Origin of the sequence: uncultured Kordia sp., assembly GCF_947489565.1 — a bacterium.
Classification (GTDB): Bacteria; Bacteroidota; Bacteroidia; order Flavobacteriales; family Flavobacteriaceae; genus Kordia.
The window spans coordinates 122,295-144,709 of sequence record NZ_CANLEA010000007.1; the positions used below are offsets into that span (position 1 = coordinate 122,295).

A 22,415-nucleotide genomic window follows, 5' to 3' on the forward strand; every position below is an offset into this window, starting at 1 on the left:
GATCTTTTGTTTTAATTACTTACTTGAAAGATAATTGGTAACATGTATTTGACATTGATGTTTTTTCCTTTTTGTTTTGCAGGGATCATTTTAGGAATCAACTCTAAAACGCGTTGTATTTCCGCTGCTGCTTCAGGATGATTTGCCCGAATTCTAATATTTGTAACGACTCCTGATGTGTCTATTACAAATGATGAGAGAATTTTAAATTTTCCACTGGTTTTTTGATGTTTTGAAAGAATGCTTACATCCGTTTGACGATTGACAAGTTTCTGAATCTTATCACTCATACATTTTTTACGTTCAACTTTGGTTTCTAAAGTTTCGCAACCCGGATAAATAGGTACTTGCTCAACAAGTTCAAAAGGAATTGTTGTATCATCTGGTTCATCAGCTAGTATAACTTCAACAGGTTCTGCCAAAATCGCTTTTTTTGTAAATAATGTACTGACTTTAGTTTGCTGACATGGAAAAACAACAGCTTCAATCTCTTTTTTAAGTTGTACAATTTCACGATACTTTTTGATGGTTTGCTTGTTTTCTTGTTGATGATAATGATAGAAAATTTCGGTTTCTAGAGAACTTTGTTCAGTATTGATCTTCGCAAGTTTCTCCCGTAATTTTTCCGTAGTAATTTGACGAAGTTGAATCTTATCAGAAGCATTTTGGACAGTTTTTTCAAAATAGAAAGGAACCGAATTCAAATATCCAATACAATGCACACGATAACTTAGTAAATCATTTACGCTGTATGTAAAGCGATCATTATTGGCTTCCAATCGAATAAAACTATTAAATTCTGCCGGAACAAGATATACAAACAGGCGCTCAAAACGTTGGGAGTTTTCAATAGTTACTTCATAATTAGAATAGCTAATTGTGGTACTTTTGGATTTGTTTTTAACGGTGACAGTTTTTCTGTTTTTAAGACTTGGAATGATGTCTTCTGAAATAATTCGGTCAATATTTTTCCAGCCTGTCGTTCGAATGGGCGCTCTATAACGACGTTTTTTTCTTTCTTTTTTAATGATTTTTGATACAGAAACTTGCTCAACATTACGAACACGAGTTACTGTATTTCTAGTAGAAACAGCACTTCGATTTATTGGAGTTTGATTGAATATACGTGGTAAATTCGTATTTAATTCTTTGGCAACTTTTTTTGTAGTGATCGCTAATTCTTGTTGATAATAATTATCTAATTGCTGTTTTGAAAATGCTTGATATTTTGTATCAACAGCTAAGATAGAATCCATAGTGTGTTGTGTTTTTTCCAATGCCAAACGATATACTTGTTGCTGTGCTATATAATATTGATTCAATTTAGAAATATCGGTATCTAGCGTTGCAACATTTGTTAAATTTTGTGCAGCGAAAAAGTTAAATTGTTCGCGAATTGAAGCATTGTGTATGGTGGCTGCAACCATTTTATCTACTTCATATAAATTGTAATTAAGATTTTGGGCATACAGATTAAAAATAGTATTTGCTTCTTTACAATTTTGATGAATCACTGCCAAACGTTCCTCAAAAGCTTTGGTAGCTATAAATGTATTTTGGTAGCGTTCATTCCAAATAGTTTTCACTTTTAAGGGATCTAAACCTAAAAGTGTTTCTTTAGTTTTAGTCGTTTTACGAACAGAATCATAAGTTTGTCTGATCGTATCCTTAGGAATATCATTTCTTCGTCTTCTTCGATTTTTTCCTCTTTTTTCCTCTTTAAAAATACGATCTAGAATATAATTCTTTGTTTTGACAGTATCTTTCATTTTTCCAAAGGAATAATACAAACTATCCGTAAATTTCTTATTGCTAGTATCATATCCTTTCTCGGCAAGCGTTTCCAAATATGCTGGTGGATAAAAATTTAAACTAGCAATATCTTCCGGAATCAATGCGACGTTCAATGGTTTTGGATTCACCCAATCGATAGTTCCGTCAGGAGCAGTTTCGCCATCAAACAATTGCATACCTTCTTTATAATCTTGTGTCGGAATATCTGCGGTAATTTCCTTTTCTGGATGAATTTGTAATTTTTCGCCATCTTTCAAAGCTTTCAAGAAAAACATACCGCCAGTTTCCAAAGGTTTTTCATTGTGAAGTGTTCCCAAGCCAGCAAACATAATCGCTTCTGAGGTAACTGCTTCTTTGATTTCCAACGTAATATTTTCTGTAACTACATTCTGATCTGCATCCACAAAAGCATTCTCAGGAATTAAAAACACAATTCCGTGCTGTGTTTCTATAATCGTATCTTTTTTAGAGGAAATGGTGAAAATTTCGGAAGGAATCAGCTCCAAAGGATCGTTTTTAAAATTTGCTGCAATAAGTGAAGTCTTTAACGGTGTCACTTTTGGAGTTTTCTTTTTTACAATCGTATCAGGAACTATTACAACTTCTCTTACGACGTCAACTTTTTTGTTTTGTTGTATGGTTTGTTCAACTTTCGTTGGAATGGTCTCAGCTTCTATTGAACTTTCTGCGGAAGCATTCACAAAATACCAAGTCACAAGTGCGAGTATAATTGGAAGAAGAATCAGTCCAATCCCTTTTATAAGTTTCCAAAATTGATAGGTTTGCTGTGCGTTTTGAATACTTTGTTGTACTGAAATATGTTCCAAACCTTGTATCAGTTGTTCTTGTAACGTTACCTCATTTTTAAAATTGGGATCAGTTGCCATGCGTGCTTCAAATTGGTTGGTTTCTGCGTCAGAAAGTACATTTAGTAAGTACTTTTCTATCAATGCAATCGTTTCTAATTCTGCTCTCATCTGTTTGCTTTTAAGGTTCGTAATTCATTTTTAGCACGTTCCAAACACTTGTATTTTTGTGTTTTGGCAGATGATTCGGAAGTAAAACCTAATGCATGCGCAATTTCTCGCATCTTCTTTTTATCGATATAAAATAACGAGAGCAGTTTTAGGCATTTTTCTCCAATAGATCGCAAAGCTTTTTCAGCCAATTGATATTTTTCTTCTTCTTGCAAATGAAAATCTGCAGGAATGGATTCGTCTCTTACAAACGTTTCTTCAAAGGCGTTTATCTGTTTATTTTTTTGTTGTAATTGATCTTTCCACAAATACTTGCAAATACTGAAAATATAAGTTTCAATACGTGCAGTCAATTTAAAATCGGGAGTGTTCGCTTTCTTATAAAAAATAAGCAAAGCTTCTTGAAACACATCTTGAGCTTCCTCTTTGGTTCCTCCATATTTGCATATAAAGCGCGATACTTTTGGAAAGTATTTGTAAATCTTTACAAAGGCTTTTTCTTTCTGTGTAGAAGTTAGCATTTGTAATACGAATTTATCTTTCATCTGAATCTGTTTATATACTTAATGGTATAACCACAAAAAGGTAACCAAACTTTTTCTGAAAATATTTTTTTTTGGAATATAAAATGGAGATTTAATGAAATTCTACAATATATATCTATCAGAATACCTACTTTAGAAATGAAAACCCAATTAAAATTATAGATTCAATTTTCAAACAATCCACCACAATGAAAAAATGTATACTAATAGTCACTTTGATAAGTATTTTTTCTTGTTCTAACAACTCGATGAAAAATGCTTCAAAAAGTATATCGAAAAGTAAAGATTCTTTAAAAATAACTTGGGTAGAAGTGGCAGATACCTTATCAAATTTTGAAGCTTTATTAGCAACAAATCATCTATACTATCTAGAACAAATGTCTGTTGAGTATATTAGTTTTGGAGAAGATTTTTGGAAATCTATTGATACACTTTACAGTAACGAATGGACATACGCAACATTAAGATTAGGTGCTTGCCAACCAGTGAAAGATACATTAATAACAGAACTTTGCATTGAACAGCAAAAGCATGTTGTTAATAAAGGTTTGGAAAAAGTTGTGGAGTTTAATGGAGTTGGCTCAGGGTATTCTGCAAATATTAAGTTTATATATGATGAAACAGGGAAGTTGCTTGAATACAAAGATTTGCACAATACATTTTATTTGCAATATGATATTAATAATACATTGATAGAAATATTAAAAACGGCAACTATTCATGGCGTGAAAAGAGAGGTAGAACGAATTAAATTCAAAGAAAAATCTACGAGTAACACCGAAAAAATACAATAAGTAGCATATTGAAAATTCGTTTGGAATGATATCTTATTCACGATAACCAAATTAGAAAATAGGTTTAATAAAAAATAAATCTGTACTTTTGTATTCCAAATACCATTTGGACAAACACTATGAGTCAAAAAACCTTATTGAACTCAAAAGAGATCGGAATTATTCTGCATCGATTGGCATGTCAGCTCATCGAAAATCACCTTGATTTTTCAAATACAGTTTTGGTTGGAATTCAACCTAGAGGAATTTACCTCGCGGAACGTTTAGCAAGTATTCTACGCGATGAATATGAGGTAAAAGATATTGAATTAGGCTATCTTGATATTACCTTTTTTAGAGATGATTTCCGCCGTAGCGAGAAAATTCTAGAAGCCAACAAAACGAATATCAACTTTGTGGTAGAAAATAAAAAAGTTGTTTTTATTGACGACGTACTATACACAGGAAGAAGTATTCGTGCAGCATTAACGGCTATTCAATCGTTTGGAAGACCAGAAGAAATTGAGTTATTGGTATTGATCGATAGACGTTTTAGCAGACATTTGCCAATTCAACCTAACTATCGCGGACGACAAGTAGATGCCATCAATGAAGAAAGAGTAAAAGTGAACTGGTCTGAAAATGAAGGAGAAGACATGGTATATCTTATTAATCAAGAAAAAGACAATTAGAAATGAGTGAATTAAGTGTAAACCACTTGCTAGGAATTAAATATCTTAAAGAAGAAGATATACAACTCATTTTTGAAACGGCCGATCAATTTAAAGAAGTGATCAACCGTCCTATAAAAAAAGTACCTTCTTTACGAGACATTACGATTGCAAATTTATTTTTTGAGAATAGCACACGTACAAAACTTTCGTTTGAACTAGCGGAAAAACGCTTGTCTGCAGATGTCATTAATTTTTCAGCTTCTCAGTCTTCTGTGAAAAAAGGAGAAACGTTGATTGATACTGTAAACAACATCCTATCGATGAAGGTTGATATGGTAGTGATGCGACATCCAAACCCTGGTGCAGGTGTATTTTTATCAAAAAATGTAAGCGCAAGTATTGTAAATGCTGGTGATGGGGCACATGAGCATCCAACACAAGCATTGTTAGATTCGTATTCTATCCGCGAAAAACTAGGTGATGTAGCTGGAAAAAATGTCGTGATTGTAGGTGATATTTTGCATAGTAGAGTTGCGTTATCAAATATTTTCGCACTCAAATTACAAGGCGCCAATGTAAAAGTATGCGGACCAAAAACCTTGTTGCCAACATACATTGAAAGCTTAGGTGTTGGTGTAGAAACGAATTTGAGAAAAGCGTTAGAATGGTGCGATGTCGCTAATATGTTGCGTGTTCAAAACGAACGTATGGACATCAGTTACTTTCCATCAACACGTGAATATGCACAACAATATGGAGTCACGAAAGCTTTGTTAGATTCGCTAAGTAAGGAAATTGTAATCATGCATCCAGGACCGATCAATCGTGGAGTGGAAATTACCAGTGATGTGGCAGACTCCAAACAATCCATCATCCTAAATCAGGTAGAAAATGGAGTTGCAGTCCGTATGGCAGTAATTTATCTATTAGCTGCAAAAATTAAAAAATAGTATAATTCTTGGTTTTCTTATTATTTATATTAAAATAGAGGTAAACGTATTTTGAATTCGAAAGTATGCGGTAAATTTTGTAAATTGTTATAAAACATATCATAAAACAGCCAAAAACCTCTAAACTTTGAACTTATGATTTTAGATAAACAAGAAAACATACTGATCATCACACAAGAATCTACAGATACTGTGGAACTTGTGCAAAAAATAGAAGCGCGCTACGACGAAGTTAAAAACGACAATATTATCGTCAATTTGTTTTCATTTGGAAACTTAACAAAAAGCAATTTGGTAGAATTTTTACAACTATCAAAAAAACACCGTGCAGCCAAACATTCGTTTGTCATTGTCACCAATAAAATAAGTACAGACGATTTGCCAGAAGCCATTATGACAGTGCCAACACTGCAAGAAGCTTTTGACATCATTGAAATGGAAGAAATCGAACGCGATTTAGGATTTTAGTGTATAGAACAACAACTGAATGAAGTTAACAATACTAGGCTGTTATGCAGCAACACCAACAAAACATACAAATCCTACTGCACAAGTACTGGAAATTCGAAATCACATCTTTCTTATAGATTGTGGTGAAGGAACACAAGTGCAATTGCGTCGTAGCAAAGTAAAATTTTATAGAATAAAGCATATATTCATTTCACATTTACATGGAGATCATTTCTATGGATTGATAGGATTAATTTCTACATTTATGTTATTGGGTAGAAATACAGACTTGCATATATACGGTCCAAAAGGACTCAAAGAGCTGACGTTATTACAGCTTAAACTGTCGAAATCGTGGACAAATTATAAACTGTGTTTTCACGAGTTAGAAAGCGATGAATCGGAGGTTTTATTTGAAGATGATAAAGTCACGGTTTCCACCATTCCGTTAGAACATCGTGTATATGCCAATGGTTTTCTATTCAAAGAAAAAGAAAAAGAACGCAAGCTCAATATCAATGCGGTGTTGAATCATGAAATAGAAAAATGCTACTATCAAAACATAAAAAACGGCAAGGACATTACGTTAGATTCAGGAGAAGTGATTCCTAATGAAAAACTAACTTTTGATCCTCCAAAATCCAAAGGCTACGCTTTTTGTAGCGACACCATATATTTCCCACCAATAATTGATCAAATCAAAGAAGTAGATGTATTATATCACGAAGCTACTTTTTTAGATAAGCACGATCATTTAGCAGCTAAAACGAAGCATACAACCGCAAAACAGGCAGCAATGATTGCCAAAGATGCGAATGTTGGTCAGCTAATATTAGGACATTTTTCAACGCGTTACGATGGCTTTGATGCATTCAAAGAAGAAGCCGAAACGGTATTTGAAAATGTAGTATTAGCAGACGATGGAAAAGTTTTTGAGTTTAATTAATTAACATGTTTATGACATTAAGTATCATAAAGTATAGAATTCTAAGAATTACTATCGCAATCGCTATGCTCTTCTGTTTGTGGAATTGTAACAAAGAAAAAACTTCGCTAAAAATAGCAAATGAAGATAAAAAACAATTGTCTGTCATCGGAAATATGATCAATGAAGATATTGAAAGAGCAGATCTATTGATTGAAGAATTACTTCAAAAAGCAGAAACAAACAATGATCTATTGCTCAAAGCAAATGTGTATTTAAAACGCGGTGTATTACTCACAAAAAAAGGAGAATTTATCAATGCGCGCGATACTTTAATTAGTGGAGTAAATATGATTAAAGACATTAAAGATTTGCCTTTAAAAAATTTGTTCTTATTGCGTATTGGAAATGTATATGCGCTTGATGACGAAAGTGACATTGCAATGAACTATTATACGAAAGTGTATGAAGATGCATCTACTAAAAACAATAAAAAGGAAATTTTTTTAGCACATGCGAACATGGCAAAAATCATGCGGAATGCAAAACGTTTTGATGAAGCACTCGCAATTTACAAACAGTCCTACAAACAAAGAAAATTACTAAACATTCAACCCAAAAATGTTGCTCGAGTTTTGATGGGAATTGGTGGAACTTTTCTAAAAATGCAAGAGCCAGATTCCGCATTATATTACAGTAGAAAGGGATTTAAACTTAGTGAATCTATCAATGATAAATCGGGAAAAAGCTTTTTTCAACATGACTTTGGAGTGGCTTACTATTTAAAGAAAGACTATTCGAGAGCATTGCAGCATTTAGATACCGCAAAGACATACATTACCTATTTAAAAAATGACGAACGTTTGTCGGAAACGCTATTCAATATTGGAAGATGTTACTACAAACTACAAGAGTATGACACTGCTATTGATCAATTTAATCAAGTAAATACCATCATCAAACAGGCAGAAAAATTAAACAGCAAAGGTTTTGATCCTATCTACTTGGAAGACATGTATGATTTATTGTCAAAATGTTATTTGGCAAAACAAGATGTAGTAAAGTCAACGATGTATGAGACAAAACGAGATCAAATAAGCAGAGTTAAAAACAAAGAAAATAATGAAATAGCGAGAGCGATGCACGAAAGTGATTTCAATATTAATAATGAATTTATTCAAACGGTATTGGCTGCCAATAAACAAACGTTGTCAAGATATCAAGGTATCTTAATTATTATTGGAATTATATGTTTGGCTTCGATCTACTTTTTATTCCATTATAAAAATGAAGCAAAAAAGAACAAGGAAATTTTTGAAAAACTAGTACAATCACAAGAAAAGAAAGAAAAAGAAAATCAAGAGCGATCCAAACCTAAAGAAATTGTCATTACGGACTCAAAAGTAGAAGCCGTTTTAAAACGTTTAGAAAAGCTAGAGGAACAAAATTATTTTTTAGAATCGTCTTGTTCTTTAGCGAATATGGCAAAAAAAACAAAAACAAATACAACCTATCTCACACAAATACTCAAACAATACAAGGAAAAAACATTCTATCAATATCTGAATGAATTACGAATCAATTATACGATTGATCGCTTAAATACAGATCATCAATTTCGTAAATACGCTATCAAGCACATTGCATTAGAAGTTGGCTATAAAAGTCCAGAATCATTCACAAAGCACTTTAAAAAGGCTGCAGGAATAAATCCTTCATACTATATCAAAGAATTAGAAAAACGATTAGAAAACAAGGTGTAACCTTATGTTTTAAAGCAATCTTCATTGCCTTAAATTAGACAATTTAAGGTTTGAGAAAATTAATAAACAAATCTTATTCAATAGCTTTAAACACACAAAAAAACCATTACTAACCTCATTTAAAATATTAGAATAATGAAAAATCGACAGCCTAAACGACTCCAATTCTCAAAAAAGTTAATCTCAAAAATCAACACACAACTTTCTGTAAAACTAAAAGGAGGAACGGATCCTATTTCAGATGGGATATTCTCTGCACACGGTTCACATTGTGGAAATCAAATGTGTCATTAATACCGCCTTAAATCATCTAATTTACGGAATCTTGCTTTTTAAAGTAATGATATCTTCAATAGATTGCACTTATCAATTTAACCTATAAGGATTGATAAGGTAAAGCCGAAAACCTTTTTAAAATGTAGGCACGTTTAAAATTATAACCATGAAAAAATCAAGAACTTTAAAATTAGGATTGAACAAGAAGAAAGTATCAACATTAGATGCAACAGAAGTAAAAGGTGGACACTATTCATGTACGCCAACATGTACGCAAACAGCATTGTATTCTCGTTGCGGAAACATGCAGTGTCACTAAAAAACAAAGCAATATGTTTAAAAGGAGCGTTTATCGCTCCTTTTTTTATAGAATTAAATTACATAAACTAAAATCTGTGCATTTAGGTTTAAAGTGTTGATATATAGTGATTTTTGGGCGTTTCCGGCATGCTTAAATTAGATGATTTAAGCTTCTTTTGACTCAACTATCAGTTCATATTTAATAGCTTTAGTACTTAATTAAAATTTGATTATTATGAAGAAAACAACAACAAGAAAATTACAATTGTCCAAAATGGCAATCGCGCGAATTGATAAGCTTACACAGCAAACAATAGAAGGTGGGCAAGTGCATACGGACACGATTTCAGAATGTGATTCGCATAACGAACCAATTATTTATCCGCCAATATATGAAATGTCGCAAGTACCAGATGAAAATGGTATTTGTTATGCTATACAATAAAGAATAGCGAAAAGAAAAGACAGCTTTTAGTTGTCTTTTTTTATGCCCTTAAATCATCCAATTTACGCTAAAGACTCTTTTTTTCATGTCAAATCCTTCTTAATTTGGTGAAACAATCGATTGAAAAGGTATTGCCGAAAACCTATAAAAACGTAGGCATTATAAAACATTATATTATGAAAAAAGTTAAAAAAACGAAACTTAGATTGAACAAAAAGAATATTTCTTCATTCAAACTAAACCGCATTATTGGTGGAGGCGAAACCTATCCTTGTCCACATACAATTGGGCAAACATGTACATCGACATTGCCGCCAACAATATTGGGTTGTGATGGTGCGCCGAGTGAGTTTGGAGGCGGTTGTACGTTTGAACAAGAAAAATAAGCTACTTAAATTTATGTTGAGAAAAGGGGAAACTTCGGTTTTCCCTTTTTTTATGGGCAAAAATTGTTGAATAATTTTATAATAAATTAATATAAAAGCACTTGTTTTTACTTCTCAATGCAAACGAAAAGCTGTAAATTGCAGTGCCTATAATTTGTAGATACGTACGTTAAAGAAAACGAATGAAACAAGATTTAAGTGATTACAGAAAATCCTATGAAAAAAGCGAACTATTAGAAGAAAACTGTGTCGAAAATCCTATAGAGATGTTTCGAAATTGGTTTTTAGAAGTAGAACGCTCTGAAACTGTTGCCGAAGTCAATGCAATGACTTTAAGCACGATTGGTTTGGACGGATTTCCTAAAAGTAGAGTCGTGCTATTAAAAAAATATACCCACGAAGGATTTATCTTTTACACGAATTATGAAAGTGAAAAAGGATTGGCAATGGCAGAAAATCAGAATGTCTGTATTTCATTTTTCTGGCCAGCTATGGAACGACAAATCATCATTAAAGGAAAGGTTGAAAAGATCGCAGAAAACTTATCGGATGGATATTTTGAATCGCGTCCACGAGGAAGTAGACTTGGAGCTTTAGTGTCTGATCAAAGTTCGGTAGTTCCATCCAGGACGTATCTAGAGCACAAATTGAAAGCTTTAGAAGCAGCTTACGAGGGCAAAGAAATTGAACGCCCAGCATATTGGGGCGGATATATTGTAAAACCACAAGAAATCGAATTTTGGCAAGGCAGAGCAAACCGATTGCACGATAGAATGCGTTACCAATTACAAACCGATTACTCATGGAAAATTGAACGTTTAGCGCCTTAATTAAAAACTAGCATATTGAAAACCTTAATCATCGTACGACATGCAAAATCATCTTGGGAATATCCTGTAGATGACAAAGATCGTACTCTCAAATTACGCGGAATAACAGATGCACATTTAGTAGCAAAATACATTGCTGATAAAATAGAAACACCTGAGGTAATTTATTCAAGTATCGCAAACCGAGCGTTGCATACTTGTGCCATATTTACGCGCAATCTTGAATATCTTTTTGATAAAGTCATCATCAAAGAAGATATGTATGATTTTGGCGGTTCAGGATTGGTGAACACTGTAAAATCTTGTGATGATGAAGTAAACACATTAATGGTTTTTGGACACAATCACGCCATTACAGCAGTCGCAAACACATACGGAAGTCAATTTTTTGACAATGTCCCAACCAGCGGCGTTGTCGTAATACAATTTAATACAGATTCCTGGGGAAGTATCAATGAAGGTAAAACAATTTTAAAAGTATTTCCTAAAGATTTAAAATAATGCAGCATACCAAAAACAAGTATATTAACAGAGAAATAAGCTGGCTACAATTCAACGGACGTGTATTGCAAGAAGCCGCTGATGAAACTGTTCCGCTTATTGAACGTTTGCGTTTTATTGGGATATTTTCAAACAATTTAGATGAGTTTTTTAAAGTACGTTATGCAACCGTAAAACGTATTGCACAAGCAGGAAAAGGCGGAAGAAGCGTACTAGGAGGTACCAAAGCCAAAGACCTGTTAGAACAAATTACTAAAATCGTAATCAAGCAGCAAACGGAAAGTTTGCGCATTCTAAACGAAGTTCAAAAAACCTTAGAAACAGAAAACATATTTGTCATCAATGAACAAAAAGTTTCGCCAAGTCAGAGTACGTACATCGAAAAATACTTTCTCGAAAAAGTAAGTCCGGCGCTGGTAACGATCATTTTAGATGATATTGATGAAATGCCAAGTCTAAAAGACAAAGCTGCATATTTGGCAATTCGGATGGTGCTAAAAGAGCAAACGAAAAACACTAAAAAAGTAACGCGCTTTTTCAAACCGAAAATAAACAAAGTAAAATATGCATTGATTGAAATTCCAAAAACAATCGATCGCTTTGTTGTATTGCCAAGTGAAGGAGAAAAACAATTTATCATTATTCTAGATGATTTAATTCGTCACTCTCTTGGGAATATCTTCAGTATTTTTGAATACGAAAGCTTATCGGCACACATGATCAAAATTACACGTGATGCCGAATTGGATATTGATAACGATTTAACGAAAAGTTTTATCCAAAAAATATCGAGCAGTGTCAAAGGAAGAAAAAGTGGTGAACCTGTACGTTTTGTATACGATAAAACCATCGAAAAAGATACCTTTGAATACTTACTACAAAAAATGGGAATTGATGATATTGATAGTTTAATTCCTGGTGGACGCTATCACAATCGTAAAGATTATATGTCTTTTCCAAGTTTAGGTCGTGAAGACTTACTCTACAAATCGTATCCGCCATTGCCAATAAAAGGACTCAGTAGAGAAGGTAGTATTTTTGAAAAAATAGCGCAAAAAGATTACCTGCAATACGCACCATATCACACGTTTGCCTACGTAGTTCGTTTTTTGCGTGAAGCTGCCTTAGATCCAAAAGTAGAAAACATAAAAATTACGGTATATCGTTTGGCAAAAATCTCGCATGTAGCGAGTTCGCTAGTAAATGCCGTAAAAAATGGTAAAAAAGTAACGGTTCAAATTGAATTACAAGCACGATTTGATGAAGCTGCCAATATCAAATACGCAGAACAAATGCAGAGCGAAGGTGTAAATCTCATCTTTGGTGTGCAAGGTTTAAAAGTACATAGCAAAACCTGTGTGATAGAGCGAAAGGAAGAAGGGAAAATTGTACGCTATGGTTTTGTAAGTACTGGAAATGTAAATGAATCTACGGCAAAAATCTATACGGATTATACGCTTTTCACGTCCGATCAAAACATACTAAAAGAAGTATCTAAAGTATTCGATTTCTTTGAAACAAATTACAAAGTTGCTAAATACAAGCATTTAATAGTATCGCCACATTATACGCGAAATTCGCTCAATAAATTGATCAATGTGGAAATCAAAAATGCACAAGAAGGAAAAGAAGCTTATATCAAAATAAAAGTCAACAGTTTATCAGACTATAAAATCATAGATAAATTGTATGATGCCAGCAGAGCAGGCGTAAAAATTCAGTTGATTGTTCGTGGAATCTGTTGTTTAATTCCCGGAGTTCCTGGAATGAGCGAAAACATAGAAGCCATAAGTATTGTTGACAAGTTTTTAGAACATCCAAGAATGTTTATCTTTGGCAACAATGGAGATCCAAAAATCTATATATCTTCTGCCGATTGGATGACGCGAAATATAGACAAAAGGGTAGAAGTTACCTGTCCGATATACGATGAGGACCTTAAAAAAGAATTGCTAGATACGTTTAATATTGGTTGGAGCGATAATGTGAAAGCACGTGTATTCTCTGAAAAACAAGACAATGCATACCGAAAAAATCAATTGATAAAAGTGCGTTCACAATTTGCCACGTATGATTACTATTTAGAAAAAATGTCAAATTAATTTATAAAACAACCCCATTTTGAGAATTAGAAAATTTGCTGCCATTGATATTGGATCGAATGCTATACGATTGTTAGTTGCAAATGTGATTGAAGAGGAAGATAAAGCACCAAAATTCAAAAAGAGTTCACTGGTACGTGTGCCAATTCGTTTAGGGCAAGATGTTTTTACCAACGGCGAAATTTCTAAACATAACATAGATCGTATGACCAATGCGATGAAATCCTACCGTTTATTAATGGATGTTCATGGTGTTGAAAATTATATGGCATGTGCTACTTCCGCAATGCGTGATGCAAAAAATGGAGCTGCTGTTGTGGAAAGAATCAAGAAAAAAGCAGGTATCAAAATAGATATTATTGACGGAAAACGCGAAGCAGAAATCATTGCTTCTACCGATCTTCACAATGTCATTGCCAAAGAAAAAGACTATCTCTATGTAGATGTTGGTGGTGGAAGTACAGAATTTACGATTTTCTCGAATGGAAAAATAAAAACATCTAGGTCTTTCAGAATTGGTACAGTTCGTTTGTTGAATGGGATGATTACAGAAACTTTTTGGGAAGATATTGAAAAATGGATTAAGAAAAATACCAAAGACTTAAAACGTTTATCGTTAATTGGTTCTGGCGGAAACATCAATAAACTATACAAAATGTCAGGAACTCCTATTGGAGAACCGTTGTCGTATATCTACTTAAATGCGCAATATCAATTCTTGCAAAGTCTTACCTATGAAGAGCGTATTTCTGAATTAGGGTTAAACCCAGATAGAGCCGATGTTATCATTCCTGCGACTAAAATTTACCTTTCTGCATGTAAATGGAGCGGCGCGCGTAAAATATATGTACCTAAAATTGGACTTTCAGATGGTATTATAAAGACATTATTCTTCGAAACATCGAAAAAAACGAAATTAGGATCGAATATTTTAAATTTTTGAAAAACGGATAGTTACTTTTAAGAATTAACTAAATAATTCAACAGATTCCTTTAGAAAATAGAATCTGAACAACCTAAAATAAATCTTACAGATGAAAAAACTAATACTTTTCTCGTTTTTACTATGTTCATTCACAGTCTTTTCACAAGAGACCATCAAAGAATCGGATGAGTCAATAGACGTAAACGATTACGTAAGTGCTGATACAGAAACGCGTTATGGATTCAAATTGGGAGTCAACATTTCTAATTACAGCGGCACCAATTTAAATGACATTCAAGATGGTTTGAATGATTCGAGAATTGGTTTTGTTGCCGGATTCTTTATTGACATGAGTTTGACTGAAAAAATACGCTTTCAACCAGAATTTTTATATTCTGCACAAGGTGCGAAAGAAGAAAACTTGCGAGCAGATTATTTGCAAGTACCGTTAATGTTGAAGTACGAACTTACAGACTTCTTAAACATTCAATTAGGACCACAAATAGGTGTGAAAATTCACGAGTTTGAAGACAATTTTAAAAACTTTGACTTTGGTGTCAATGGCGGAATTGGATTGACAATCTTAGAAAATGTAGCTATTGAAGCACGTTATAATCTTGGACTAGCAGATATGTTTGATGAAGACAGAGCTCCAAATATAGAAGGAAAAAATGCAGTCATTCAAATTGGATTAACGTATAGACTCTAGACGCGCTGAGCTTTTAGACACGGCTTTGCCTTTAGAATGTTAGATCGCTTTGCTCTTAGATTTTTAGACAAATTATAAAACATAAAAAACGTCAAACTGAAATTTTCAGTTTGACGTTTTTTATGTCTAAGAGCGAAGCGATCTATAGCGCAGCGTGTCTAACAATCTAAAAGCGCTAGCGCGTCTAAAAACTATATCTTCACAAACTTCTTCACTGCCGTTTTTCCTTGTTGTTGAAATTTTATAAAATAAATTCCAGCTTTTAACTGTGAAACATCCAAAGAGGCTTGCGTCATAGAACGTTCCGAAATAATGACACTTCCGACAAGGTTATGAATGGAATAACTTGTTTTAGAATTCGTAGAAATTCCCGTTATAGAAAATTTTTCCTGAACAGGATTTGGATAAATTTTAATATTGCTTGAGAATGATTTGTTGTCTTTAGTAGATAAAATTTGTCTTCCGTACACGAGTTTTTCCCCTAGTAAATCGATCATAGTTAAGGTTTCATCAGTAAGATTAATAGTGTAGTCAAAAAAGTTAGTACTACTATTTCCTAAAATGCTAAAGTAAACAGACTCAAAAGTATCACCATCGCACATTACAAGTGTTTGGGAAAGATCAACAATATCCAGTGAAGTATTACCATTGTTTAATTCATATTTGCCAAAAAATTCATTACAAGTTCCAAAACCAACTACATTCTCTGCAAATGGATTAGGATCAAGATTGCTAAAAGTAATAGTAAGCGCATTTCCGTTAGGGACATATATGGTGGCGCCATTACTTTCAATATAATGCAAATACCATTGTCCCAAAAGATCTGGATCGTCTTGTGCTTTGAGGGAATAAGAAGCAAATAATACTAAAAATAAAATGTAGATGTGTTTCATAGTAAACTAGTAATGTTTATTACCATAAAACTACAACAAAGATCACTATCTATGGAGAATTTTAATCTGTTACTATCGAGTTACTAGTCACAATTTATAAATCACGAACAAATTGAGGTATAAGTGGAAAGAAAGGCATCAAAATTTAAGTAAGTCTAAAATCTAAAAGCATCAGCAATTCAAAAATATTCTCGATACAATTTTCTTTATTTCATTTTGAAAACCACTCGAATTGACGTTGAATAACTATTAAGAAAAAAGTGAGATTGCTAAAAAAGTAGTATCAAATAATTAATTACGCTTCAATTAGTACTAAAAGCGAAGCAAGTCTAAAAATCTAAAGGCGAAGTCGCGTCTAAAAGCAAAGCGCGTCTAAACTACCCATGCATCGTTTCTTTAGTGCCCAAATCTTTCATAATTTCAGCTTCAAAATCTAGCAAAGCTTGCCATTTTTCATCCACTTCTGAACGATCTCCATACTTTCTGGCATAACCAAGAAACATTGTATAATGATTGGCTTCACTCACCATCAAATTCTTATAAAAAGTTGCCAATTCCTGATCGCTAATGTTTTCAGATAACAATTTAAAACGTTCGCAACTTCGGGCTTCAATCAGTGCTGCATACAACAATCTATGGACTAATTGTGTCGTTCTACTTCCGCCTTTTGGGAAAAATTGCAGCAATTTAGAAACATATTCATCCTTTCGATCGCGACCCAATTTCCAACCTCTGGCAAGAATTCGATCATGCACCATTTTAAAATGACTGATTTCTTCCTTTACCAAAGCAATCATATCTTCGACCAATTCAGAATATTCAGGAAAACTTACAATCAAGGAAATTGCAGTACTGGTAGCTTTCTGTTCACAAAAAGCATGATCTGTTAAAATCTCTTCAATATTTTTTTCTGCAATATTTACCCAACGTGGATCGGTTGGTAATTTTAATCCTAACATCATTGTATGTATTAAATTTCTAAATCAAAATCTTTTCGGAGTCGTTCTACTAACGGATTAATTTCTTTTAACTTTTCGTATTTATCACGTGTAGTAAACGCATATTTCTTTACGGTCAATTCGTTGACATCAATTTCTAGCGAAACATCATAATTGTTCAATTCAGAACGCACATATTCTAATAAAGGATATTGTGCACGCTCAATCTCAATTTTCATGGTTTCATTAGGCAATTCAATAGTAATTGTTACGTCATCCTTCATTTTTGGAACATCGGTCGCCAATAAGGAAGCCATAATCTTTTCCCCTTTCTTATCAATCTTTTCTATATACGCATTCCACACTTCCAACATACGTTCTTCTGTAAATGGATCTTTTGGCAATGCTTTCTGATCCACAACTTTACTCTGTTGTTTCTTTAAATGTTCTTGCTTTGCTTTGATGCTCGAAAGTGACAACCCAGAAACCTTATTTCGCATCATGGAAATATCAATTTTTGGTTTTGGCGGTGGCGGCGTTTCTACTTTTGGTGGCGTAGCTTGAACAGGTGTTGCAGGTTCAGCTACTTGATGAGAAGCTGTTGTATTGAGCTGTGTTTGTTCTTGCGGAATTGAAGCTGCTGTATTTGCTGAGGTAACTTTGGCAATTGGATCAATTTTTTTGCCATGTGCTATAAAAAACGTGGCAGGAATTATGAACCGCTTGCTATTTTTTTTTTCTCCATCATAATTGATAGAGGCCAATTGCATCAAGCATAATTCGACTAAAAGTCGCTGATTTCGACTGGTTTTATATTTTAAATCACAATCATTTGCCAACTCAATTCCTTTCATAAGAAACTGCTGTGACGTTTTTTGCGATTGTTCTAAGTATTTTTGTTTGGTTTGATCGCCTACTTCTAAAAGTGCAATCGTAGCTTGATTTTTACAGACTAATAAATCTCTAAAATGCGATGCGATTCCTGCGATAAAATGATGTCCGTCAAATCCTTTCGATAAGGTTTCATTAAAGTCAACCAATAATTGCGGAATGTTGTTTTCCAACATCAAATCAGTGGCTTTAAAATAGATTTCATAATCGAGAACGTTCAGGTTTTCGGTAACGGCTTGTCGTGTTAATTGTTTTCCAGAAAAACTCACAACTCTATCAAAAATAGACAATGCATCACGCATGGCGCCATCTGCTTTTTGTGCAATAATATGCAGTGCATCATCATCGGCTTCTACACCTTGACTTTCGGCGATATACTTTAAATATTCCTTCGCATCTTTAACACCAATTCTTTTAAAATCAAAGATTTGACATCTAGATAAAATCGTTGGAATAATTTTGTGTTTTTCGGTCGTTGCCAGAATGAAAATAGCATGTTTTGGCGGTTCTTCTAAGGTTTTTAAAAACGCATTAAAAGCTGCTTGTGACAACATGTGTACCTCATCAATAATATATACTTTATATTTTCCTACTTGTGGCGGAATGCGGACTTGTTCAATGAGACTTCGGATGTCATCTACGGAATTGTTTGAAGCAGCATCCAATTCAAAAATGTTGAAAGCAAAATCTTCATCCGGATTTTCCGTACCATCTTGATTGATCTTTTTTGCTAAAATTCGCGCACAGGTTGTTTTTCCAACACCACGCGGTCCGCAAAATAATAAAGCTTGTGCTAAATGATTACTTCTGATGGCATTTTCTAAAGTATTTGTAATCGCTTGCTGACCGACAACATCTTTAAATGTTTGCGGTCTATATTTACGAGCTGATACAATGAAATGTTCCATAGAATTCGGGTAATCTTACAAGGACAAATATAGCAATACATATCTAATCAAACATAGTAAATATGCAGATAGTTCTGCTTTTTTATTAACAGATTTTGATAAGTAAGTTTGATTATAATTTTTTCACTACTTCCTCTTATAAAAGAAAAACCAAACACCTGAGTGCTTGGTTTATGTTGCATTTTAAAAAAAGTTTTAAACTCGTTTTATAGTGGAATAAATGCAGAAACTTTGTAAAATTCATCCGAAGTTCCTACATCTGTATTTAGTGTAGAACCTGCAGATATTCTAAAAATAATATTGCTGTCAAATTTAAGTTTTACAGAAGCACCCAACCATTGATATACCAATAGAGGATCGGCATCTTCTTGGCGTGTGATTCCAAAGGATTCATAAAAAGCACCCAACGTTACTCTGTTCCCTACTTTTATTCCTGGCGCCATCCAATTGAGCAAATAGTCTTTAGTAATGATATTGTCATCTTCTCGAATCGATTTATAATACGCGATATATCCTTCAAAGTCAAAAATACCTTTCTGGTAATTGATATAAATACTAGGAACGAGTCCTTCCGCAATTTTAGTTCCTGTACTGTTGGATGAGAATTTTCCGCTTGTAATTCCAAAAGAAGGATTTACATACAGTGATTTATTTAAAAATTTAAAACCCAATCCGACAGAAGTTTCTAAAAGAAGATCACTTCCAGATTGTAAATTTCCAAACGAAGGATTTGTCCAGAAAATCGTGTAAAATGTAATATCGAAACTTTTATTTGTTTCAAAATTCCCAAAGAAAATAGGGTAGAACCCAGCAACGCTATTGTGAATAATTTTTGTAGCAAAAGTTGCTTTTTTGGGCGTATCAGTTTCTTTCTCTTTCTCCTGAGCAAATAAAAACGTAGTCGCTGTTAGGAATAATATTAGGGTAATTTTTATTGTTTTCATAGTATAAGTTTTATAAAAAATCGTTGATAAGTTGTGCTGTGTTAGCGTGTTGTTCTTCTAAGTGTAAATGATGTCCGCCTTCAAGCCAATGCAGTGTTGCATTTTTAAACTTGTCAACTCTAGAAAGAAACATACCTTTTGAAAATAATCCTTGTTTTCCAAGTATAATCAGGGTTTCGCAGGCAATAGCTTCAATAAATAATTGTGCTTGCATTTCGGTCATTTTGTAACATTCTGGTAAAGCAATACGCGGATCATTTCGCCATCTATATCCAGAAGAAACTTGTGTTAAAGAACGCGCTGTTAAACAGGCAGAAGCATCATAAGAAATAGTACTTATTTGATTCTTCATACGATCTTGAATAGCTTCTTCTTTGGAGGCAAATTGAATGCTGTTTTTTGAGGAAAAGCCATATAGTTTGGTTTTTCTAGCCATTTTTAATTGCCGAACGGACTGATGAAAACTGTGAACCATATTTTCTTCTTTCACCACAAATGGAGCGCCTAAACCATCAATAAAAACAAGTTTATGAATCAGTTTCGGGAATGCTCCTGCAATAATTGCAGCGACTCCAGTTCCCATAGAATGGGCTATGATGTTTACTTTTTGTGATTGAAGCTGTTCTATAATTTCTAAAATATCTAAAGCATAATCCCATAAATAATACGAACTCGTTTTTTTCCGATGATTCGATAATCCATGACCAGCCAAGTCAATAGCAATAAAGTAGGTGTTTGCAGCTAAAAGCGGCGCAATTTTATCAAAGCTGTTTGCATTATCTAGCCAGCCATGAATGCCTAATATAGGTTGCCCGTTTTTGTCGCCCCAAGTTTTTGCTTTCAATACAAATCCATGGATGTTAAATTCTATTTCTTTCATTATCAAACAGGCATTGCATTTGCATCAGAATTGATAAAATCGAGCGCTTGTTCTTTCAAAGAAAGAATATTGAATTTTCCATTTGGTGTTTTAGGAATGGATGCAATAATGTTCAGATATTCAGGGACTTTGTATGTTTCTAAGCTTTCTGCGCATACTTTTAGAATCTCACTTTTTGTAATCATAGTTTCTTCATTCAACACCACAAAAGCAAATAAAGCTTCTCCATAATCTTTATGAGGAACACTGGTAATAACTACGGAGTTTACTTGCGGAATTGCACCAATGAAATCTTCTACTTCCTTAGGACTTACTTTGATGCCTCTGGAATTAATCATTTGATCCATTCGCGCCTTAAAATACAGATAGCCATCTTCATCAAGAGTACAGTAATCGCCAGTGTACAGCACTTTTTCATTCGGATAGATGCCTTCTTTCAACTTTTCAGCAGTTTTTTCGGGTTTCTTCCAATAACCTTGCATCACTGTAGCGCCTCTAATTACCAATTGTCCAATTGTATTTGGAGTTGTTATTTTTTGATTGTTTTCATCCACCAACCATAATTCTGTATTCGGAATCGCAATGCCAACACTGGCAGGTTTTGTATCAATTTCGGCTGGCGGAAGATACGTGCATCGTTTACATTCGGTAAGTCCATACATAGAAAAAATGCTTGTTTTTGGAAACAATTCTTTCACCATTTGAATGTTACTTTGAGTAAGTGCTGCACCAGTATTGGTGACCGCGCGAACACTTTGTAAATCAAATTGATATTTTTTATTCTGTTCATGAAGTAGCATGACCATGGTTGGTACTGCAGGAACGATGGTTATGTGTTCTTTAATGATTTTTTTGAGAAGAAAAATGGGCCACGTAAATTCTTTTTCTAGGACTAATTCTGCACCTGTTGAGATAGACATGATCATTTGATACAAACCATAATCAAAAGACAAAGGCAATGCACAAAGGACTTTATCGCTGTTTTGATATCCTAGATATGCATTTAAGGAATTGGTGGCAGCAATCATATTTTCATGAGATAACATGACACCTTTCGGTTCACCTGTTGATCCAGATGTATAAATAATAGCGGCTAAATCTTTGCTAATTAATCGAGAAGCTTGCTTTTGCCCATGATTTGCTATTGACACTTTTTGATAACTAGTAAATTTCTCATGTATGAGTTCCTCAGATTTGTCAACGACCAAAATTTCGGTAAGTGCAGAATTTGCTAAAAGTGTACTGTTCTGTAAAGCAATTTTATTGGTTGTAATCAGCAATGTTGCGCCAGAATCATCTAGAATGTATTCAATTTTACTCGGTTTTAATTCTGTTCCCACGGGAATTACAATCGCGCCGGCTTTTAAAATTGCCCAAAAAGAAATGACCGTTTCAATGGTATTTCCCAAAAGTAATACGATTCTATCACCTCGTTGAACGCCTTGTTTTTGAAAATAAGTGGCAAGTATATCAGATTGTTTCTGAATGTCTAAAAATGTATAAGAGTTTCCTGAAAATGATACTGCTGTTTTGTGAGAATAGGTATGTGCAGATGCCTCCAAGAAATTTTGCAATGTTGGTATCATAGTTTGTGTATTATAAATGCATGACAAGCATTGCAGTCCTTGTTTGGCTA

At 33.7% G+C, this 22,415-nt stretch carries 23 protein-coding genes; 15 read left to right on the forward strand and 8 right to left on the reverse strand.

All coding sequences use genetic code 11. From position 1 onward, the window contains the following. Window positions 1–11 precede the first annotated feature (11 nt). Window positions 12–2,771 carry a hypothetical protein gene (locus Q0845_RS11210; protein WP_298512957.1) on the reverse strand — a complete coding sequence of 920 codons (2,760 nt, stop codon included), beginning with the start codon at window positions 2,769–2,771 and terminating at the stop codon, window positions 12–14. Continuing rightward, the gene (locus Q0845_RS11215; protein ID WP_298512959.1) at window positions 2,768–3,316 is read right to left on the reverse strand and encodes a sigma-70 family RNA polymerase sigma factor; all 549 of its coding nucleotides are present in this window, start codon (window positions 3,314–3,316) and stop codon (window positions 2,768–2,770) included. Before Q0845_RS11215 ends, Q0845_RS11210 begins: the two co-directional genes overlap by 4 nt. Window positions 3,317–3,564: 248 nt before the next feature. On the opposite strand from Q0845_RS11215, the gene Q0845_RS11220 reads away from it, so the two are divergent. The 15 genes from Q0845_RS11220 to Q0845_RS11290 all read left to right on the forward strand — a co-directional run bounded on the left by Q0845_RS11220 (window position 3,565) and on the right by Q0845_RS11290 (window position 15,325). Next, window positions 3,565–4,110, forward strand: a complete 546-nt coding sequence (locus tag Q0845_RS11220; protein WP_298512960.1) for a hypothetical protein — start codon at window positions 3,565–3,567, stop codon at window positions 4,108–4,110. A 119-nt stretch (window positions 4,111–4,229) separates the two neighbouring features. After that, window positions 4,230–4,781 (forward strand): bifunctional pyr operon transcriptional regulator/uracil phosphoribosyltransferase PyrR, encoded by a 552-nt coding sequence (pyrR, locus tag Q0845_RS11225; protein ID WP_298512961.1) that lies wholly within the window; start codon window positions 4,230–4,232, stop codon window positions 4,779–4,781. A gap of 2 nt (window positions 4,782–4,783) precedes the next feature. After that, on the forward strand, window positions 4,784–5,713 hold the full coding sequence (locus Q0845_RS11230; RefSeq protein ID WP_298512962.1) for an aspartate carbamoyltransferase catalytic subunit: 930 nt from the start codon (window positions 4,784–4,786) through the stop codon (window positions 5,711–5,713). Window positions 5,714–5,848: 135 nt separating this feature from the next. Then, complete coding sequence (locus tag Q0845_RS11235) at window positions 5,849–6,181, forward strand: ribonuclease Z (RefSeq protein ID WP_298512963.1); 333 nt, start codon at window positions 5,849–5,851, stop codon at window positions 6,179–6,181. 19 nt (window positions 6,182–6,200) lie between these two features. Next, entirely contained in the window at window positions 6,201–7,109 is a 909-nt protein-coding gene (locus tag Q0845_RS11240; RefSeq protein WP_298512964.1) for a ribonuclease Z, read from the forward strand. Window positions 7,110–7,120: 11 nt separating this feature from the next. Then, a complete protein-coding gene (locus tag Q0845_RS11245) occupies window positions 7,121–8,851 on the forward strand; it encodes a helix-turn-helix domain-containing protein (protein ID WP_298512966.1) in 1,731 nt (576 codons plus the stop codon). Between the two features lie 135 nt (window positions 8,852–8,986). After that, window positions 8,987–9,145: a hypothetical protein gene (locus Q0845_RS11250; RefSeq protein WP_298512967.1), complete on the forward strand. Its 159-nt coding sequence runs from the start codon at window positions 8,987–8,989 to the stop codon at window positions 9,143–9,145. A 148-nt stretch (window positions 9,146–9,293) separates the two neighbouring features. Next, window positions 9,294–9,446 (forward strand): hypothetical protein, encoded by a 153-nt coding sequence (locus Q0845_RS11255; RefSeq protein WP_298512968.1) that lies wholly within the window; start codon window positions 9,294–9,296, stop codon window positions 9,444–9,446. Window positions 9,447–9,662: 216 nt separating this feature from the next. Continuing rightward, window positions 9,663–9,872 carry a hypothetical protein gene (locus tag Q0845_RS11260; protein WP_298512969.1) on the forward strand — a complete coding sequence of 70 codons (210 nt, stop codon included), beginning with the start codon at window positions 9,663–9,665 and terminating at the stop codon, window positions 9,870–9,872. Window positions 9,873–10,048: 176 nt separating this feature from the next. Beyond that, complete coding sequence (locus Q0845_RS11265) at window positions 10,049–10,258, forward strand: hypothetical protein (protein ID WP_298512970.1); 210 nt, start codon at window positions 10,049–10,051, stop codon at window positions 10,256–10,258. A gap of 182 nt (window positions 10,259–10,440) precedes the next feature. Next, window positions 10,441–11,088, forward strand: a complete 648-nt coding sequence (gene pdxH / locus Q0845_RS11270) for a pyridoxamine 5'-phosphate oxidase (protein WP_298512971.1) — start codon at window positions 10,441–10,443, stop codon at window positions 11,086–11,088. Between the two features lie 15 nt (window positions 11,089–11,103). Continuing rightward, on the forward strand, window positions 11,104–11,589 hold the full coding sequence (locus Q0845_RS11275; RefSeq protein WP_298512972.1) for a histidine phosphatase family protein: 486 nt from the start codon (window positions 11,104–11,106) through the stop codon (window positions 11,587–11,589). After that, window positions 11,589–13,691, forward strand: a complete 2,103-nt coding sequence (gene ppk1, locus Q0845_RS11280) for a polyphosphate kinase 1 (RefSeq protein WP_298512973.1) — start codon at window positions 11,589–11,591, stop codon at window positions 13,689–13,691. The genes Q0845_RS11275 and ppk1 overlap by 1 nt, the downstream gene beginning before the upstream one ends. Before the next feature lie 16 nt (window positions 13,692–13,707). Continuing rightward, window positions 13,708–14,634 carry a Ppx/GppA phosphatase family protein gene (locus Q0845_RS11285; protein WP_298513335.1) on the forward strand — a complete coding sequence of 309 codons (927 nt, stop codon included), beginning with the start codon at window positions 13,708–13,710 and terminating at the stop codon, window positions 14,632–14,634. A gap of 91 nt (window positions 14,635–14,725) precedes the next feature. Beyond that, window positions 14,726–15,325, forward strand: coding sequence for a porin family protein (locus Q0845_RS11290; RefSeq protein ID WP_298512974.1), 600 nt, complete (start codon window positions 14,726–14,728; stop codon window positions 15,323–15,325). Window positions 15,326–15,516: 191 nt separating this feature from the next. On the opposite strand, the gene Q0845_RS11295 is transcribed toward Q0845_RS11290, so the two are convergent. From Q0845_RS11295 to Q0845_RS11320, 6 genes are all read right to left on the reverse strand, one after another. Next, window positions 15,517–16,218: a T9SS type A sorting domain-containing protein gene (locus Q0845_RS11295; protein WP_298512977.1), complete on the reverse strand. Its 702-nt coding sequence runs from the start codon at window positions 16,216–16,218 to the stop codon at window positions 15,517–15,519. A gap of 377 nt (window positions 16,219–16,595) precedes the next feature. Then, window positions 16,596–17,177, reverse strand: a complete 582-nt coding sequence (locus Q0845_RS11300; protein ID WP_298513337.1) for a tRNA-(ms[2]io[6]A)-hydroxylase — start codon at window positions 17,175–17,177, stop codon at window positions 16,596–16,598. Window positions 17,178–17,188: 11 nt separating this feature from the next. Further along, window positions 17,189–18,955, reverse strand: coding sequence for a DNA polymerase III subunit gamma/tau (locus tag Q0845_RS11305; protein ID WP_298512978.1), 1,767 nt, complete (start codon window positions 18,953–18,955; stop codon window positions 17,189–17,191). Between the two features lie 206 nt (window positions 18,956–19,161). Beyond that, window positions 19,162–19,899, reverse strand: a complete 738-nt coding sequence (locus Q0845_RS11310) for a DUF6733 family protein (RefSeq protein ID WP_298512979.1) — start codon at window positions 19,897–19,899, stop codon at window positions 19,162–19,164. 10 nt (window positions 19,900–19,909) lie between these two features. Then, on the reverse strand, window positions 19,910–20,779 hold the full coding sequence (locus Q0845_RS11315; RefSeq protein WP_298512982.1) for an alpha/beta hydrolase: 870 nt from the start codon (window positions 20,777–20,779) through the stop codon (window positions 19,910–19,912). Window positions 20,780–20,781: 2 nt separating this feature from the next. Further along, window positions 20,782–22,365 (reverse strand): class I adenylate-forming enzyme family protein, encoded by a 1,584-nt coding sequence (locus Q0845_RS11320; RefSeq protein ID WP_298512985.1) that lies wholly within the window; start codon window positions 22,363–22,365, stop codon window positions 20,782–20,784. Window positions 22,366–22,415: the final 50 nt, after the last annotated feature.

Excerpts from the sequence above, each read along its gene's own strand:
- Q0845_RS11295 (WP_298512977.1), bottom strand. The coding sequence starts at position 16,218 with ATGAAACACATCTACATTTTATTTTTAGTATTATTTGCTTCTTATTCC.
- pyrR (WP_298512961.1), top strand. The coding sequence starts at position 4,230 with ATGAGTCAAAAAACCTTATTGAACTCAAAAGAGATCGGAATTATTCTG.
- Q0845_RS11320 (WP_298512985.1), bottom strand. The coding sequence starts at position 22,365 with ATGATACCAACATTGCAAAATTTCTTGGAGGCATCTGCACATACCTAT.
- ppk1 (WP_298512973.1), top strand. The coding sequence starts at position 11,589 with ATGCAGCATACCAAAAACAAGTATATTAACAGAGAAATAAGCTGGCTA.
- Q0845_RS11300 (WP_298513337.1), bottom strand. The coding sequence starts at position 17,177 with ATGTTAGGATTAAAATTACCAACCGATCCACGTTGGGTAAATATTGCA.
- Q0845_RS11315 (WP_298512982.1), bottom strand. The coding sequence starts at position 20,779 with ATGAAAGAAATAGAATTTAACATCCATGGATTTGTATTGAAAGCAAAA.
- Q0845_RS11290 (WP_298512974.1), top strand. The coding sequence starts at position 14,726 with ATGAAAAAACTAATACTTTTCTCGTTTTTACTATGTTCATTCACAGTC.
- Q0845_RS11265 (WP_298512970.1), top strand. The coding sequence starts at position 10,049 with ATGAAAAAAGTTAAAAAAACGAAACTTAGATTGAACAAAAAGAATATT.
- Q0845_RS11250 (WP_298512967.1), top strand. The coding sequence starts at position 8,987 with ATGAAAAATCGACAGCCTAAACGACTCCAATTCTCAAAAAAGTTAATC.
- Q0845_RS11260 (WP_298512969.1), top strand. The coding sequence starts at position 9,663 with ATGAAGAAAACAACAACAAGAAAATTACAATTGTCCAAAATGGCAATC.
- Q0845_RS11240 (WP_298512964.1), top strand. The coding sequence starts at position 6,201 with ATGAAGTTAACAATACTAGGCTGTTATGCAGCAACACCAACAAAACAT.
- Q0845_RS11255 (WP_298512968.1), top strand. The coding sequence starts at position 9,294 with ATGAAAAAATCAAGAACTTTAAAATTAGGATTGAACAAGAAGAAAGTA.
- Q0845_RS11210 (WP_298512957.1), bottom strand. The coding sequence starts at position 2,771 with ATGAGAGCAGAATTAGAAACGATTGCATTGATAGAAAAGTACTTACTA.
- Q0845_RS11305 (WP_298512978.1), bottom strand. The coding sequence starts at position 18,955 with ATGGAACATTTCATTGTATCAGCTCGTAAATATAGACCGCAAACATTT.
- Q0845_RS11215 (WP_298512959.1), bottom strand. The coding sequence starts at position 3,316 with ATGAAAGATAAATTCGTATTACAAATGCTAACTTCTACACAGAAAGAA.
- pdxH (WP_298512971.1), top strand. The coding sequence starts at position 10,441 with ATGAAACAAGATTTAAGTGATTACAGAAAATCCTATGAAAAAAGCGAA.
- Q0845_RS11310 (WP_298512979.1), bottom strand. The coding sequence starts at position 19,899 with ATGAAAACAATAAAAATTACCCTAATATTATTCCTAACAGCGACTACG.
- Q0845_RS11245 (WP_298512966.1), top strand. The coding sequence starts at position 7,121 with ATGACATTAAGTATCATAAAGTATAGAATTCTAAGAATTACTATCGCA.
- Q0845_RS11220 (WP_298512960.1), top strand. The coding sequence starts at position 3,565 with ATGAAAAATGCTTCAAAAAGTATATCGAAAAGTAAAGATTCTTTAAAA.
- Q0845_RS11235 (WP_298512963.1), top strand. The coding sequence starts at position 5,849 with ATGATTTTAGATAAACAAGAAAACATACTGATCATCACACAAGAATCT.
- Q0845_RS11230 (WP_298512962.1), top strand. The coding sequence starts at position 4,784 with ATGAGTGAATTAAGTGTAAACCACTTGCTAGGAATTAAATATCTTAAA.